This is a genomic window from Bradyrhizobium sp. USDA 372 (genome assembly GCF_053629095.1).
Genome location: NZ_JBRJHR010000001.1, coordinates 6,771,459 through 6,786,969 on the forward strand (window position 1 = coordinate 6,771,459; position 15,511 = coordinate 6,786,969).

Genomic DNA, 15,511 nt, shown 5'->3' on the forward strand with positions numbered 1-15,511 from the left:
TTGATCCATGGAAGATCGCGTCTCGGTCTCGATCTCGGAAGGCGTCGCCGACGTGCGCCTGGTGCGCGCGGACAAGATGAACGCGCTGGATCAGCCCATGTTCGAGGCCCTCGTCGCCGCAACCGACCGGCTTTCGAGGGAAAAAGGCGTGCGCGCCGTCGTGCTCTCGGGCGAAGGCCGCGCCTTCTGCGCCGGGCTGGACATGGGGCGTTTTGCCGCCATGAAGGAGAAGGGCGGCAACGGAATTCCGGGGGGCGAAAATCGCGATCTCACGGTGCGCACCTATGGCAAGGCCAACTTCGCGCAACAGGCGGTGTGGGGCTGGCGCCAGCTTCCGATGCCCGTGATCGCCGCCGTGCACGGCGTCGCCTTCGGTGGCGGCTTCCAGCTCTCGCTCGGTGCCGACATGCGCTTCCTCAGCCCGGATGCGCGGATGTCGATCATGGAGATCAAATGGGGCCTAGTGCCAGACATGGCGGGCACGCCGATCCTGGCCTCGCTGGTGCGCGACGACATCCTGCGCGATCTCACCTACACCGGCCGCATCTTCTCCGCGCAGGAGGCGATGGCCTACGGCCTCGCCACGCGCATCTGCGACGATCCGCGCGCTGTGGCGCTGGAGGTCGCGCGCGAGATCGCAGGGAAAAGCCCCGATGCGATCCGGGCGGCCAAGCGGATGCTCAACGATCTCTCGGTCGATCCGGGCCCGGCACTGCTCGCCGAATCCGTCGAGCAGCAGAAGCTGATCGGCAGCCCCAACCAGACCGAGGCGGTCCGCGCCAACCTGGAGAAGCGCGCGCCGAATTTTGTGGATTAGCCTCTTGTCATTCCGGGGCGATGCGAAGCATCGAGCCCGGAATCCATAACCCCGACTCGTGATTATGGATTCTCAGATGCGCCATTGCGCGTCGTAGCCTGCGCCTTCGCCGCATCCCGGAATGACGAGGGTGCTCGTGGCTAAAAATCTTCAACCCGACGAAAGATCGGAACTCGACAAATGAACGAAACCTCTCACTTCCTCGGCATCGTCTCCGGCGACCGCCGCCGCACTCACACCGAAGTCGCGACCCGCGCCGACCGCATCGCCGCCGGCCTCGCCAAGATCGGCGTCCGCCAGGGCGATAGCGTTTGCATGCTGATGCGCAACGACATCGCCTTCCTGGAAGCCGCCTACGCCGCGATGCGGTTGGGGGCCTATGGCGTGCCGATCAACTGGCACTTCAAGCCGGAGGAGATCACCTACATCCTCGAAGATTCCGGCACCGCCGTCCTGATCGCTCATGCCGACATGCTGCATGGTTTGCGCGATGCGATTCCTGAGGGAGTTACCGTGCTCAGCGTGCCGACGCCGCCCGAAATCGCTACAACTACAAGATCGATCCGGATCATCTGACGACGCCGAGTTTTGCGACCGATTTCGAAGCCTGGCTTACGCAACATGCGCCCTATGACGGTCCGATCGTGCCGCAGCCGATGAACATGATCTATACCTCGGGCACCACGGGCCATCCCAAGGGCGTCCGCCGCAACGCGCCGACGCCGGAGCAGCAGGCCGCGGGTGAGCGCATGCGCGCGATGATCTATGGGCTCAAGCCCGGCGCCCGCGCGCTGCTGCCGGGACCGCTCTATCATTCCGCGCCGAACTCGTTCGGCATCCGCGCCGGCAAGCTCGGCGGGGTGCTGGTGCTGATGCCACGCTTCGAGGCGGAGGAATTCCTGCAGGCGATCGAGCGCTTTGAGATCGACACCATCTTCATGGTGCCGACCATGTTCATCCGCCTGATGAAGCTGCCCGAGGAGGTGCGCAGGACGTACGACGTCTCCTCGCTCCGCCACGTCATCCATGCCGCCGCGCCATGCCCGGCCGACGTCAAGCGTGCCATGATCGATTGGTGGGGTCCGGTGATCTACGAATTCTACGGCTCGACCGAATCCAGCGCCGTGACCTTCGCGACCTCCGAGGATGCGCTGAAGAAGCCCGGCACCGTCGGCAAGATCTCGCCCGGCGCCGAGCTGCGCTTCATCGGCGAAGACGGACGCGTGCTCGGCGTCGGCGAAATCGGCGAGATCTATTCCCGCATGGCCGAGATGGCCGACTTCACCTATCACAACAAGCCGGAGAAGCGCGCCGAGATCGACCGCGACGGCTTCATCACCTCCGGCGACGTCGGCTATATCGACGAAGACGGCTACGTCTTCATCTGCGACCGCAAGCGCGACATGGTGATCTCGGGCGGCGTCAACATCTATCCGGCCGAGATCGAATCCGTGCTGCACGCCGTATCAGGCGTGCATGATTGCGCCGTGTTCGGCATCCCCGATGCCGAGTTCGGCGAGGCGCTGATGGCCGTGGTCGAGCCGCAGCCGGGCGTGACGCTCGATGCCGCCAGTGTCCGTGCCAGCCTGAAGGCGCATCTGGCCGACTACAAGGTGCCCAAGCACATCGAGATCCGCAGCGGCCTGCCGCGCGAAGATTCCGGAAAGATCTTCAAGCGCCGCCTGCGCGACCCCTATTGGGAGCAGGCGGGCCGGAAGATCTGACGATATGGTATGGTGGGCAAGGCGGAAGCGTGCCACCAATCTCGCTTACGTCCTGCGCCGGGCTCGACCTGCGCAAGGAGCGCGACGGCACGGCCTCAGCGTCGGCGTCTTGTCGACCACGATCGACCATGAAGGCCTTCAAAGAGAAGCGCGACCCGAAGATGGAGGGGCGGTAGCCGAGACCGCCAGGTACGCGCTGGAGTAGCAATCATCGATCGGCTCGGCTAGGTTGGGTGCCCACGCCAACCCGCTTCGGTCGTCCATGCCCCCGTACCGTGCCAGTCCTGGCTTCTTCGAAGTCCCCCATGCCGCCGTCTACGTGATGATGACGGTCACTGTCCTCGCGTCGGGTTTCTGCTTCATCCTGGCGGGCGGCGCGTCGGCGCCGGCGGACTTGCTGTATCGGTCCGGCGGCATGTACGCGACCGCAATCGCGCGGCACGAGTACTTGCGCCTCGTCGCGTATGGCTTCTTGCACGTTGATTTCGTCCACCTCACCATGAACATGTTGTGCCTGGTGCTGTGGGGCGCGCATCTCGAGCGGCGGGTCGGGCCGGCCTATTTCCTTATCATCTACCTCTGTGCGATGGTGTTCGGTGCCGTCATCGGCAATGGCATCCATTCCACGCCTTATTTGACAGTCGGGGCGTCCGGCGCCACGTCGGGCATCCTCGGCGCGCTGCTCTGCCTGTGGATACTCGGCAAGCTCGACGTCGGGTTCGACTTCTTCGCTATAAACATCGGGTTGAACATTGCGTTCGCGCTCGGCAGTTCGCGGATCGACTGGGGCGTCCATCTCGGCGGTTTTGCAGCCGGCTTGATCACTTGCGCATTGCTTGACCTTGTCGAAACAGCGAATGCCTGGACGCTTCGTTGCAAGTTTCCCGAGGTCGTCAAGGTTAACCTGACTCTGCTAGCCTGCGTCATCGCGCTGTGGGCGTGGAGCGGTCCGGCTCAGAGCATCGCTACAAACGCTTCCGCTTGGGGGCTGATGGTCGTCATCGTGGTCGCATGCTGTGCCGTCGTGAAGATGGTCGATCTCGCGCTTTCTATGAAAAAGGGTCTCGCGGTCGTCGTGCCGACCCTGGCCGGAGCGAACGCTGCTGCAGTGCTGTTGTGCGGTTGGGCGTTGGCGTTTGCTTGCTGGCCGCACATGCCGATTGGATACATACCGCTTGACCTGTTTCTTGTCATATTCTGCCCCAATTCCATTCTCATCTCGGGACTTGCCGCGGTTGGCGTCGCCGCGCTGACGCTTTGTCTCGGTGCGAAGGAGATTTTGCGAGGAATCACGGATGTTGGATTCGTCGGCAGGTCACTGCGAGCCGAACGCAGTCGTCGCAACGGTCTTTGATTCCGGAGATCGCGCCCATATATGCCTGCTTGTTGAACCCGGACAAGCTCGAGGCTCCTGAGTCCCATGACCCCCGTATCTATTCTGCTCAACATCCTCTGGATCCTCATCGGCGGCGCCTGGATGGCGTTCGGCTGGTTGATCGCCGCAATCGTCATGGCGATCACCATCATCGGCCTGCCCTGGGCGCGGGCGGCGTTCAACATCGCCGTCTACACGCTGCTGCCGTTCGGCTCGAAAGCGGTCAGCCGCTACGACGTGACCGGTGTCGAGGATATCGGCACCGGCCCGCTCGGGGTGATCGGCAACATCATCTGGTTCGTGCTCGCCGGCTGGTGGCTGGCGCTCGGCCACCTCGTGACCGCGCTCGTTCTCGCCATCACCATCATCGGCATCCCCTTCGCCTGGGCGCATCTCAAGCTCGCCGGCATCGCGCTCTGGCCGATCGGCAAGGTGATCGTGCCGGCGTAGGGCGAACGCGGTAGGATGGGTAGAGCGCCAGCGAAACCCATCATCTGCTCTCGGATGATGAAACATGATCGGTTTCGCTTCGCCGGGATGTCCCGAGCACTGCGAGACCGCGAAGGCATGTTTGTTGACAAGGCCGACCATTCTCGTGCCCCGGACGCAGCGCAGCGCTCCCCCGGCGATGCGAAGCATCGTCCGGTTCAGCGATGCGCTGCAGAGCCGGGCCCATGTCGCGGCACATGTGCTCTGTCGCTCCTCGGTCCCGAACGCGCTGCAACGCTAAGGGGCGTTGCAGCGCGTCCGGGACAAGAAATCTTCGCCCTGCCGCGCCGCCACCAACTTCATCTTGCACTGCGGCAGAAAAATATCGCACACTCCGCCGGACCGGGCCGCCAAGGGCGCGAGCAGGGGAGCGAGCCATGTCCCTCCAGACCGTACCATCCGACGCCACTGAGCTTCGCCCCAACCGCCCTGAGGATGTTCAGGCGATGGAGGCCGATGCCCGGCTGCGGGACGACATCCGCCTGCTCGGGCGCATTCTCGGCGACACCGTGCGCGACCAGGAGGGCGCCGAATTGTTCGATCTGGTCGAGCGCATCCGCCAGACCTCGATCCGGTTCCACCGCGACGAGGACCGGCTCGCCCGCCGCGAGCTCGAGCAGATCCTCGACAGCATGTCGACCTCCGAGACGGTGCGGATCGTCCGCGCCTTCAGCTATTTCTCCCACCTTGCCAACATCGCCGAGGACCAGAACAACATCCGCCAGATGCGCGCGCGCAGCGCGGCCAAGAATGGCGGCTCCGGCGTGCTGGCGGAGACACTGGCGCACGCCAAGGCGGCGGGCATTGGTCCCGACCAGCTCCGCAGCTTCTTCAAGACCGCGCTGGTCAGCCCGGTGCTGACCGCGCACCCGACCGAGGTCCGCCGCAAGAGCACCATGGACCGCGAGATGGAGATCGCAGCCCTGCTCGACCGCCGCGAGCGTGTCGCCATGACCGCGGAGGAGGCCGATGCCGGCGACGAGCAGCTGCGCCGCGAGGTGCTGACGCTGTGGCAGACCAATCTCTTGCGCCGGACCAAGCTCACCGTGTTGGACGAGGTCGCCAACGGCCTGTCGTTCTACGACTACACCTTCCTGCGCGAGGTGCCGCGGCTCGTCAACGCGCTGGAGGACCGGCTGGAGCAGGGCGGCGAGGCGGCCGCGAGCGAGCTTGCCTCGTTCCTGCGGATGGGCAGCTGGATCGGCGGCGATCGCGACGGCAACCCCTTCGTCACCGCCGACGTGATGCGCGGCACGCTGCGGCTGCAGTCGAGCCGGGTGATGCAGTTCTATCTCAACGAGCTGCACGTGCTCGGCGCCGAGCTGTCGATCGCAGCCCATCTCGCCGACGTCTCGGAGGAGCTGCGCAATTTGGCGGAGCGCTCGCCGGACACCTCGCCGCATCGGAGCGGGGAGCCCTATCGCCTCGCGGTCTCAGGCATCTATGCCCGGCTCACCGCGACGGCTGAAAAGCTCGAAGTCGAGATCACGCGCCGGCCGGTCGGCAAGGCGGCGCCTTACGAGAGCGTCAGGGAATTGCAGGCCGATCTCGACGTGCTGCATCGCTCGCTGATCTCCAACAATGCCCGCGTCATCGCCCGCGGCCGGCTGCGGCTGCTCCGCCGCGCGGTGGACTGCTTCGGCTTCCATCTTGCACGGCTCGACATCCGTCAGAACTCGGCGGTGCACGAGCGCACCATCGCCGAGCTGATCGACGCCGCCAACCCCGGCATGTCCTATCTCGCGCTCGGCGAGGAAGCCCGCATCTCGCTGCTGACGAACGAGCTGCGCTCGACGCGCGCTCTGGTCTCTCCTTTCGTCAAATACAGCGACGAGACCATGGGCGAGCTCAACGTGTTCCATGCTGCCGCGGAAGCGCATGCGAAGTTCGGTTCGGACGCCATTCCCCAATGCATCATCTCGATGTGCAAGGGCATGTCCGACATGCTCGAGGTCGCCGTACTCTTGAAAGAGGTCGGCCTCGTCCATCCCTCCGGCCGCAGCGCCATCAACATCGTGCCGCTGTTCGAGACCATCGAGGATCTGCAGGCCTCGAGCAGCATCATGGACCGCATGCTGTCGCTGCACGATTACCGCCGCCTCGTCGACAGCCGTGGTAGCGTGCAGGAGGTCATGCTCGGCTATTCCGACTCGAACAAGGACGGAGGCTTCGTTACCTCAGGCTGGGAGCTCTACAAGGCCGAGATCGGCCTCGTCGAGGTGTTCGAGCGCCATCACGTGCGCTTGCGCCTGTTCCACGGCCGCGGCGGCTCTGTCGGGCGCGGGGGCGGGCCGAGCTATGACGCCATCGTCGCCCAGCCCGGCGGCGCGGTGAACGGCCAGATCCGCATCACCGAGCAGGGCGAGATCATCTCGTCGAAATATTCCAACGCCGAGGTCGGCCGCAACAATCTGGAAATTCTCGCCGCCGCGACGCTGGAGGCAAGTCTCCTGCATCCGCGCCAGAGCGCGCCGCGCCGCGAATATCTGACCGCGATGGACGAATTGTCGAACCTCGCCTTCAAGGCCTATCGCGGCCTCGTCTACGAGACCGAGGGCTTCGTCGATTACTTCTGGTCGTCCACCGTGATCAACGAGATCGCGACGCTCAACATCGGCAGCCGTCCGGCCTCGCGCAAGAAGACCCGCGCGATCGAGGACCTCCGCGCCATTCCCTGGGTGTTCTCCTGGGCGCAATGCCGCCTGATGCTGCCGGGATGGTACGGCTTCGGTAGCGCGGTCGAGCAGTGGATCGCGGAGCATCCGGAGCAGGGCATGCCGTTCCTGAAAGAGCTCTACAAGGAATGGCCGTTCTTCCGCATGCTGCTGTCGAACATGGACATGGTGCTGGCCAAGAGCTCGATCGCGATCGCCTCGCGCTATGCCGAGCTCGTGCCGGACGAGGCCTTGCGCGAAAAGATTTTTGGCCGCATCCGCCGCGAATGGCATTCCTGCATCGAAACGCTGCTCGATATCATGGGCCAGGACCGATTGCTTCAGGGCAACCCGCTCTTGGAGCGCTCCGTGCGCCACCGCTTCCCCTATCTCGATCCGCTCAACCACGTGCAGGTCGAGCTCTTGAGAGAGCACCGCGCGCAGAACCCTGACGAGCAGGTGCTGCGCGGGATCCAGCTGACGATCAACGGCATCTCGGCGGGGTTGAGGAATACCGGGTAGCTGCGACGTCGTTCCGTGGCGCCCGAAGGGCGAACCCGGAAACTCGACGTCACCAACTCACGGCTTCATCGCGCCCTGCACGCTGGTGTAGACGGCATAAAGCGATGTCGAGCCGCAAATATAGAGTCTGTTGCGCTGCTGGCCGCCGAAGCACAGGTTTGCCACGGTCTCGGGAATGTGGATCTTGCCGAGCAATTCGCCCGAGGACGTATAGCAGCGCACGCCGTCTTCGTTCGGATCGCCCCAACCGACCGAGCACCAGACCCGCCCCTCGGTGTCACAGCGAACGCCGTCGGTGATGCCGGGCTTCGGCATGTCGGCAAAGACCTTGCTGTTCGAGACCTTGCCTGCCGCGACGTCGAGGTCGAACACGCGGATATGCGAAGGATTGTCCGGCCCGTCGGTGAACCCGGTGTCGCAGACGTAGAGCTTCTTCTCGTCGGGTGAGATGGCAAGCCCGTTGGGCTCGACAAAATCGTCGACCACGACCTTGACCTCTCCGGACCTCGGATCGACGCGGTAGACGTTCTTCTTGTCCTGCTCGGGGTCGGCCTTGATCCCCTCATAGAAACCGCCGATGCCGTAGGCGGGATCGGTGAACCAGATCGCGCCATCGGCAGTCACCACCGCATCGTTCGGGGAGTTCAGCCGCTTGCCGTTGTACTTGTCGGCAATGATCGTGATCGAGCCGTCGAGCTCGGTCCGCGTCACACGCCGGCCGCTGTGCTCGCAGGTGATCAGGCGTCCCTCGCGATCGATCGTGTTGCCGTTCGAGTTCATCGACGGCTGGCGATAGACGCTGAGGTGACCGTCGTCCTCGCAGAAGCGCATGATGCGGTTGTTCGGAATGTCGCTGAACAGCACGTATCGCCCGGCTGCGAAATAGACGGGCCCCTCGGCCCAGCGGAAGCCGGTTGCGACGCGCTCGACCGCCATGGTGCCGGCGAAGGCCGGAAAGCCGGAAGGACCGAAAGTCGGCGGTCCCTTCTTGGCCGATTCCAGATGAGAGTCGGGGTAGCGGCTGCCCGGCAATGGTCCGAGCGGCAGCGGCGCCGTCGATCTCGTCGGTGCGCCGGTCTGGCCGAGGGGCGCGACGGACGCGGCCAGGGCTCCGTTCATGGTGACGCCCGTCGCCGCGACTGCGGCGGCAGCGCCCTTCAACAGCGTGCGGCGCGCGAGAGAGGGCTCGCTGCCATTTGCGGGAATGGTCAGTGGTTTTGTCATGGTTGCCTCCCGATTTTTTTTATTGGGAGCAAACCATCCGCCCGCAATCGGGCGTAAAGCGGGCGATCTCCGGCTGGACAACCGGAGATCGCGATGCAGCAAAGGCAGGGATCGGTTACACCGGATCCCAGGTGAAGATGTCGGCGGAGCGGTCGAGCTTGTAGAACGAGCCCTTCAGCGCCGGCATGCCGTGTTCCGCAATCGACTGCGGCGTCCAGCCTTCGCTCCGCTGCACCGAGCGGATCGGGCGGTTCTGGCTGAACAGGAAGATCTCGTTCATGCGCACGCCGAAGATCTGGCCGGTGACGTCCTTGGCGGAATCGCCGAGCAGATAGCCGCAGAGGGGGGCGATCTTTTCCGGGCCCATCTGCTTGATTTTCTCGACGCGCGCCTTCTCGGCGTCGGTCTCGGTCGGGATGGTGCCGATCATGCGCGTCCAGGCGAACGGCGAGACGCAATTGGAGCGGACGTTGAAGCGGCCCATGTCGAGCGCGATCGACTTCGACAGCCCGACGATGCCGAGCTTGGCCGCCGCGTAGTTGGCTTGGCCGAAATTGCCGATCAGGCCCGAGGTCGAGGTGAAGTGCACGAACGAGCCCGATTCCTGCTCGCGGAAGATGCGCGCCGCGGCGTGGCTGACGTAGAACGAGCCCATCAGATGCACCTTGATGACGGCCTCGAAGGCTTCCACGCTCATCTTGTGGAAGATCATGTCGCGCAGGATGCCGGCATTGTTGACGACGCCGTCGAGCCGGCCGAAATGATCGGTCGCGGTCTTCACGATCTTGCTGGCGGGAATAGCTTCCGCGACGCTTTCGAAATTGGCGACCGCCGTGCCGCCGCGCTTCTTGATCTCCTCGACCACCTCCTCGGCGGGCGCCGCGTTCGCGCCCGCGCCGTCGGCAGCTCCGCCGGGATCGTTGACGACGACCTTGGCGCCCTCGGCCGCGCACAAGAGCGCAATCTCGCGCCCGATGCCCCGCCCTGCGCCGGTGACGATGATGACCTTGTCTTGCAGTGATTTGCTCATGTGGGTTCTCCTGTTTTCTTACCTCGCCCCGCTTGCGGGGAGAGGTCGAATTCGAGCAAAGCTCGAATTCGGGTGAGGGGGACTCTCCGCGAGTCTGGTGTATGTGGATGCAGCCCCTCACCCCAACCCTCTCCCCGTAAGAACGGGGAGAGGGAGAGGCGAGCAGCAATTACCTCTCGTTCGTGAACACGATCGTGCCACTCGCCGCGAACATGCCGCCGACGCCGTGGCACACCGAAATCTTCGCGTTCGGCACCTGCGCCGGCGCGATCCCGCGCATCTGGCGCACGCTCTCCTGCAGCGCGTACATGCCGTACATGCCCGAATGCATGTAGCTCAATCCGCCGCCGTTGGTGTTGAGCGGCAGCTTGGCCCCAGGCCGCGTGTTGCCGTCGGCGATGAATTGGCCGGTTTCTTCGTACGGCATGAAGCCGAGATCGCCGAGGCCGAACAGCGGCAGATGCGCGAATGCGTCGTAGATCATGAGATGATCGACGTCCCCGTGCGCGATGCCGGCCTCCTTGAAGGCCAGCGGCCCCGCCGTCTTGAACGCACGCGAGGAGTTGAACGTCTCCATCTGGCTGACCATCGGCGTCTCGACGCTCTCGCCGGTGCCCATGATGTAGACCGGCTTCCGCGGAAAATCCCTGGCGCGGTCGGCCGAGGTCAGGATCAGCGCGCCGCCGCCGTCGGTGACGAGGCAGCACTGCAGCAGCCGGAACGGATAGGCGATCATGCGCGAGTTGAGGACATCGGCAACCGTGATCGGATCCTTCATCATCGCCCGCGGATTCTTCGCCGCCCATTCCCGCTGCACCACCGCCACCGAAGCCAATTGCTCGTGGGTGATGCCGTAGGTCTTCATGAAGCGCAGGACGGGAATCGGGAACATGCTGGGCGGGCCGTAGACGCCGTAGGGCGCCTCGAACTGGCCGTTGAGGCTGTCGGCCGGCGTCGAGCGCGGCAATTTGCCGATCATCGACTTGCCGCTCTCGGCGTGGGTGATCAGCACCGTCTTGCAGAGACCCGCCTCGATCGCCGCCGCCGCGTGCCGGACGTGCAGCATGAAGGAGCAGCCGCCGACCGAGGTGCCGTCCACCCAGGTCGGCTTGATGCCGAGATAATGGCAGACCTGCTGCGGCGTTTCGACCGCGGTGGCAAAGCCGTCGATGTCGGAGAGCTTCAGCCCGGCGTCGGCAATGGCGTTGAGCGCGGCGTCCGCATGCAGCTGGAGCTGCGAGGCGTTGGGGATGACACCGAGCTCGGTGGTCTCGGCTGCGCCGACGACGGCAACCTGGTTCTTGCGCATGGTCTACCCCTTCGCCGGACGGAAGACGGGAAGGGTGATCTTGTCGTCGAGCTCCTGGAACGCGACCTCGAGCTTCATGTCGAGCTCGAGTGCCTCGGGGGTCTGCGGGCAGTCGATGATGTTGCTCATCATCCGCGGGCCTTCGTCGAGCTCGACCACCGCGATGGCGTAAGGCGGCGTGAAGCCGGGCGCGGCGGGCCGGTGGTTGATCACGTAGCTGTAGAGAAAGCCCTTGCCGCTCGCCTTGAAGATGCTGACCTTGCGCGAGGCGCAGGAGGGGCAGAACGGGCGCGGCGGGAAGTAGACATGGGCGCAGGCATCGCAGCGCTGCAGGCGCAATTCGCCGGCCTTGGTGCCGTCCCAGAAATGCTGGGTTTCCGGCGTCGGTTTCGGTCGCGCGCGCTGCGGTTCGGCCATGTTGGCGGCTCCTCCCAAGAGTCTCCCGAGCGACAGGCCTCGCGCCCGCCGGTTTCGAACTTGATGCGACAATCGACCATGGCGCGTCAACGGTCCAGCAATGCGCATGCATGCCATCATGCGCACAATGCTTGTGTCGAGCTGAGTCAGCGCTATAGATTGCGCGCGAATATTCCGTGAGACAGACATGCCCGATTTTCCGACACTGGCGCAGCTCGCCGATGACCTCGAAAGCGGCCGCACCACCTCCCGCAAGTTGGTAGAGGCCTGCCTCGCCAGGATCGCCGACCCCGCCGGCGAAGGCCAGCGCGCCTTCATCCACGTCGACAAGGACGCCGCGCTCGCGGCGGCCGACGCGATGGATGCCTTGCGCAAGGCCAAGGCGGCGCCGTCGCGCTATGCCGGCATCCCGATCTCGATAAAGGATCTGTTCGACATCAAGGGCCAGGTGACGCGCGCCGGCTCGCGCGCGCTCGATGACTCAGCCCCGGCCGAGCACGATGCCGCGACGGTGGCGCGGCTGCGCGGGGCCGGCTTCGTCGTCATCGGCCGCACCAACATGACCGAGTTCGCCTTTTCCGGCATCGGCATCAATCCGCATTTCGGCACGCCGAAGGGGGCCTGGAACCGGTCCGAGGGCCACGTGCCCGGCGGCTCGTCGGCCGGCGCGGCGGTGTCCGTGCTCGACGGCATGGCGCATGGCGCGCTGGGCACCGACACCGGCGGCTCCTGCCGGATTCCGGCCGCCTTCAACGGCATCGTGGGCTACAAGCCGACGCAGCGGCGCGTGCCGCTCGACGGCTCGGTGCCGCTGTCGTTCTCGCTCGACAGCATCGGGCCGCTGGCACGATCGGTCAGTTGCTGTGCCATACTCGATGCCGTGCTCGCGGGCGAGCCGATCGTCGCGTTGAGGCCGCGGCCGATCCAGGGCATGCGCCTCGCGGTGCCCACCACGATCGCCCTCGACGATCTCGACGCAGAGGTGGCCAAGACCTTCGAGCGCGCGCTGAAGACGCTGTCCGATCACGGCGCCATCATCGAGCGGATCGAGATGGCGGAGTTCCACGACGTCGGCCCGATGAATGCCAAGGGCGGCTTCGCGGCGTCCGAGAGCTATGCCTGGCACCGCTATCTCATCACGGCCAAGGGCGACGTCTACGATCGCAGGGTCGCCGTGCGCATCATGCGCGGCGAGGCGCAGAGCGCGGCCGACTACATCGACCTGCTCAACGAACGCCGCTCGCTGATCGCGCGCGTCAACGCGCGCATCGCGCCCTATGATGCCCTGGTGCTGCCGACGACGCCCAACACACCGCCGAAGATCGCCGACCTCGCCGACGATCAGGCCTTCACCCGCGAGAACATCCGCGCCTTGCGCAATTGCAGCCTGATCAACCTGATCGACGGTTGCGCCATCTCGCTGCCCTGTCATCGCGAGGGCGACGTTCCCGTCGGCCTGATGCTGGCGGGCGCAGGCGGCTCGGACCATCGCATTTTCGAACTTGCTGCCGGCATGGAGGCCGTCATTCGTGTTTGACCTGACTTTCACCATCGACGCCAAGGACGCCACCACGCCGCTGACGCTGGCGATCGATCAGCTGGTCATCGCCGGCTGGACCGGCCGCGACACGGTCGCGCGCGACAAGCACATCGCCGAGCTGGAGGAGATGGGCATCGCCCGCCCGGCCTCGACGCCGATCTACTACCGCGCCTCGGCGCGGCGACTGACCCAGGAGGACAGCATCGAATGTACCGGTGGCGATTCCTCCGGCGAGGTCGAGTTCGTGCTGATCGGCTGGCAGGGCCGCATCTTCGTCGGCTGCGGCTCCGATCACACCGACCGCAAGGTCGAGGCCTACAGCGTCACGGTCTCCAAGCAGATGTGCGACAAGCCGGTTGCCTCGACGCTCTGGGAGCTCGAGGACGTCATCGGCCATTGGGACAAGATGATCCTGCGTTCCTACGCCACCATCAAGGGCGAGCGTGTGCTCTACCAGGAGGGCACGCTGGATGCGATGTTGCCGGTCGCTGACCTCATCGCGCGCGGCTTTGACGGCGGCAAGTTCCCCGACGGCAGCGCCATGTTCGGCGGCACCTTCGCCGCCAAGGGCGGCATCCGCCCGGCGGATCGCTTCGACTTCGAGCTGGAGGATCCCGTGCTGAAGCGGACGATCCGGCACGGGTATGACGTGGTGACGCTGCCGGTGAGGGGCTGAGTTCTCTCCGCGTCATTGCGAGCGCGACTCTCTCCTCCGTCATTGCGAGGAGCCCTTGCGACGAAGCAATCCAGACTGTCTCCGCGTAGAGATTCTGGATTGCTTCGCTTCGCTCGCAATGACGGGGAGATAGTCATCGGAAATCGGGTGGCGGAGGGCGAGTCTGCTTTGCGAAGGTCGCAGCCATGACAGCAACAGCACGCAAATCGCCCCAGAAGCCATCCGCTGACCTCGCCGCCCACGTCGATGCCTTCGACTGGCCCCAAATCACCGCCGAGCTCGACACCCAGGGCTGCGCCGTCCTGAAGAACCTGCTGACGCCGGACCAATGCCGCGCCATCGCCGCGCTCTACCCGGACGATGCGCACTTCCGCAGCCGCATCGTCATGGGCCGCCATGGCTTTGGTCGCGGCGAGTACAAGTACTTTTCCTATCCGCTGCCCGATCTGATCGCGCAGCTCCGCCCCGCGCTCTACCCGCATCTTCAAGCCGTCGCCAATCGCTGGAACGAGGCGATGGGGATCCACATCCGCTATCCCGCCACACACGAGACGTTCCTGAAACGCTGCCACGACGCCGGGCAGGCGCGGCCGACGCCGCTGCTGCTGCAATACGAGGCGGGCGACTACAATTGCCTGCACCAGGACCTCTATGGCGAGCACGTGTTCCCGCTCCAGGTTGCGATCCTGCTCTCCGAGCCCGGACGCGATTTCACCGGCGGCGAGTTCGTGCTGACCGAGCAGCGCCCGCGCATGCAGTCGCGGGCCGAGGTGGTGCCGCTGATGCAGGGCGATGCGGTCGCCTTCGCTGTGCATCATCGCCCGGTGCAGGGGACACGCGGCACCTACCGCGTTAATCTCCGCCACGGCGTCAGCCGGATCAGGTCCGGCCAGCGCCACACGCTGGGTGTGATTTTCCACGATGCCAAATGAGCGCTGCGATTGACGGGTGATTTGTTCGACAGCGTCGCCGAGGCGCAGCCGCCGCGCGAGGAGATCGCCGACGGCGCCGTGCTGCTGCGCGGCTTCGTCAAGCCGATCGAGAGCGGGCTGATCGACACCGTGCGCGCCATCGTGGCGCAATCGCCGTTCCGGCGGATGACGACGCCCGGCGGCCATCAGATGTCGGTGGCGATGACCAATTGCGGCGAGCGCGGCTGGATCACCGATCACACCGGTTACCGCTACGACCCCATCGATCCGCGCACCGCTGCGCCATGGCCGGCGATGCCGCCGCTGTTTTGCGATCTCGCCCGCCGCGCCGCGGAGCAGGGCGGCTTTGAAGGCTTTGCCCCCGATGCCTGCCTCGTCAATTGCTACGAGCCGGGCACGCGGCTGTCGCTGCATCAGGACAAGGACGAGCTGGATTATTCCGCGCCGATCGTCTCGGTCTCGCTCGGCCTGCCCGCGACCTTCCTGTTCGGCGGCCTCGCGCGCAGCGACAAGCCGCGCCGCTTCCGCCTCGTCCATGGCGACGTGGTGGTCTGGGGCGGGGCCAGCAGGCTCGCCTATCACGGCGTCGCGCCGCTCGCCGACGGCGAGCATCCGCTGCTCGGCCGGAAGCGGATCAATCTGACCTTCCGCAGGACGCGCTGACGCGTTTCCTTCTCCCCTTGTGGGAGAAGGTGCCTTCCCGAAGGGAAGGCGGATGAGGGGTCTCGATCCGCGGAGACAGACCCCTCATCCGTCTCGCTGCCGCTTCGCGTCAGCGATCCACCTTCTCCCACAAGGGGAG

General features: G+C 65.3%; 12 protein-coding genes and 1 pseudogene. 9 read left to right on the forward strand and 4 right to left on the reverse strand.

The window, feature by feature from the left end; all coding sequences use genetic code 11:
- Positions 1-7: 7 nt before the first annotated feature.
- The 5 genes and pseudogenes from AB7M16_RS31685 to ppc all read left to right on the forward strand — a co-directional run bounded on the left by AB7M16_RS31685 (position 8) and on the right by ppc (position 7,581).
- Positions 8-817, forward strand: coding sequence for a crotonase/enoyl-CoA hydratase family protein (locus AB7M16_RS31685; RefSeq protein WP_453946354.1), 810 nt, complete (start codon positions 8-10; stop codon positions 815-817).
- A gap of 180 nt (positions 818-997) precedes the next feature.
- Positions 998-2,541: pseudogene (locus AB7M16_RS31690) on the forward strand (acyl-CoA synthetase).
- 262 nt (positions 2,542-2,803) lie between these two features.
- Complete coding sequence (locus AB7M16_RS31695; protein WP_453946355.1) at positions 2,804-3,895, forward strand: rhomboid family intramembrane serine protease; 1,092 nt, start codon at positions 2,804-2,806, stop codon at positions 3,893-3,895.
- 66 nt (positions 3,896-3,961) lie between these two features.
- On the forward strand, positions 3,962-4,366 hold the full coding sequence (locus tag AB7M16_RS31700; protein ID WP_453946356.1) for a YccF domain-containing protein: 405 nt from the start codon (positions 3,962-3,964) through the stop codon (positions 4,364-4,366).
- Between the two features lie 416 nt (positions 4,367-4,782).
- On the forward strand, positions 4,783-7,581 hold the full coding sequence (ppc, locus tag AB7M16_RS31705) for a phosphoenolpyruvate carboxylase (RefSeq protein WP_212259765.1): 2,799 nt from the start codon (positions 4,783-4,785) through the stop codon (positions 7,579-7,581).
- Between the two features lie 57 nt (positions 7,582-7,638).
- Here the strand turns inward: ppc and AB7M16_RS31710 are convergent, their stop codons facing one another.
- The 4 genes from AB7M16_RS31710 to AB7M16_RS31725 form a co-directional block, all read right to left on the reverse strand.
- Positions 7,639-8,805, reverse strand: a complete 1,167-nt coding sequence (locus AB7M16_RS31710; RefSeq protein WP_453946357.1) for an SMP-30/gluconolactonase/LRE family protein — start codon at positions 8,803-8,805, stop codon at positions 7,639-7,641.
- A gap of 115 nt (positions 8,806-8,920) precedes the next feature.
- Positions 8,921-9,835, reverse strand: coding sequence for an SDR family NAD(P)-dependent oxidoreductase (locus tag AB7M16_RS31715; RefSeq protein WP_109144458.1), 915 nt, complete (start codon positions 9,833-9,835; stop codon positions 8,921-8,923).
- Positions 9,836-10,004: 169 nt separating this feature from the next.
- The gene (locus AB7M16_RS31720) at positions 10,005-11,144 is read right to left on the reverse strand and encodes a thiolase C-terminal domain-containing protein (protein WP_260382838.1); all 1,140 of its coding nucleotides are present in this window, start codon (positions 11,142-11,144) and stop codon (positions 10,005-10,007) included.
- A gap of 3 nt (positions 11,145-11,147) precedes the next feature.
- Positions 11,148-11,561, reverse strand: a complete 414-nt coding sequence (locus tag AB7M16_RS31725; RefSeq protein ID WP_027558650.1) for a Zn-ribbon domain-containing OB-fold protein — start codon at positions 11,559-11,561, stop codon at positions 11,148-11,150.
- A gap of 187 nt (positions 11,562-11,748) precedes the next feature.
- Between AB7M16_RS31725 and AB7M16_RS31730 the strand changes: the two genes are divergently transcribed.
- The 4 genes from AB7M16_RS31730 to alkB all read left to right on the forward strand — a co-directional run bounded on the left by AB7M16_RS31730 (position 11,749) and on the right by alkB (position 15,372).
- Positions 11,749-13,098: an amidase gene (locus tag AB7M16_RS31730; RefSeq protein WP_453946358.1), complete on the forward strand. Its 1,350-nt coding sequence runs from the start codon at positions 11,749-11,751 to the stop codon at positions 13,096-13,098.
- Positions 13,091-13,777, forward strand: a complete 687-nt coding sequence (locus AB7M16_RS31735; protein WP_172784091.1) for a DUF2848 domain-containing protein — start codon at positions 13,091-13,093, stop codon at positions 13,775-13,777. The genes AB7M16_RS31730 and AB7M16_RS31735 overlap by 8 nt, the downstream gene beginning before the upstream one ends.
- Before the next feature lie 185 nt (positions 13,778-13,962).
- On the forward strand, positions 13,963-14,709 hold the full coding sequence (locus tag AB7M16_RS31740) for a 2OG-Fe(II) oxygenase (protein WP_453946359.1): 747 nt from the start codon (positions 13,963-13,965) through the stop codon (positions 14,707-14,709).
- A gap of 9 nt (positions 14,710-14,718) precedes the next feature.
- Entirely contained in the window at positions 14,719-15,372 is a 654-nt protein-coding gene (gene alkB / locus AB7M16_RS31745) for a DNA oxidative demethylase AlkB (RefSeq protein ID WP_453946360.1), read from the forward strand.
- Positions 15,373-15,511: the final 139 nt, after the last annotated feature.

Coding starts and splice junctions, on each gene's coding strand:
- AB7M16_RS31725 (WP_027558650.1), bottom strand. CDS start 11,561: ATGGCCGAACCGCAGCGCGCGCGACCGAAACCGACGCCGGAAACCCAG.
- AB7M16_RS31685 (WP_453946354.1), top strand. CDS start 8: ATGGAAGATCGCGTCTCGGTCTCGATCTCGGAAGGCGTCGCCGACGTG.
- AB7M16_RS31700 (WP_453946356.1), top strand. CDS start 3,962: ATGACCCCCGTATCTATTCTGCTCAACATCCTCTGGATCCTCATCGGC.
- ppc (WP_212259765.1), top strand. CDS start 4,783: ATGTCCCTCCAGACCGTACCATCCGACGCCACTGAGCTTCGCCCCAAC.
- AB7M16_RS31710 (WP_453946357.1), bottom strand. CDS start 8,805: ATGACAAAACCACTGACCATTCCCGCAAATGGCAGCGAGCCCTCTCTC.
- AB7M16_RS31730 (WP_453946358.1), top strand. CDS start 11,749: ATGCCCGATTTTCCGACACTGGCGCAGCTCGCCGATGACCTCGAAAGC.
- AB7M16_RS31720 (WP_260382838.1), bottom strand. CDS start 11,144: ATGCGCAAGAACCAGGTTGCCGTCGTCGGCGCAGCCGAGACCACCGAG.
- AB7M16_RS31740 (WP_453946359.1), top strand. CDS start 13,963: ATGACAGCAACAGCACGCAAATCGCCCCAGAAGCCATCCGCTGACCTC.
- AB7M16_RS31715 (WP_109144458.1), bottom strand. CDS start 9,835: ATGAGCAAATCACTGCAAGACAAGGTCATCATCGTCACCGGCGCAGGG.
- AB7M16_RS31695 (WP_453946355.1), top strand. CDS start 2,804: ATGCCCCCGTACCGTGCCAGTCCTGGCTTCTTCGAAGTCCCCCATGCC.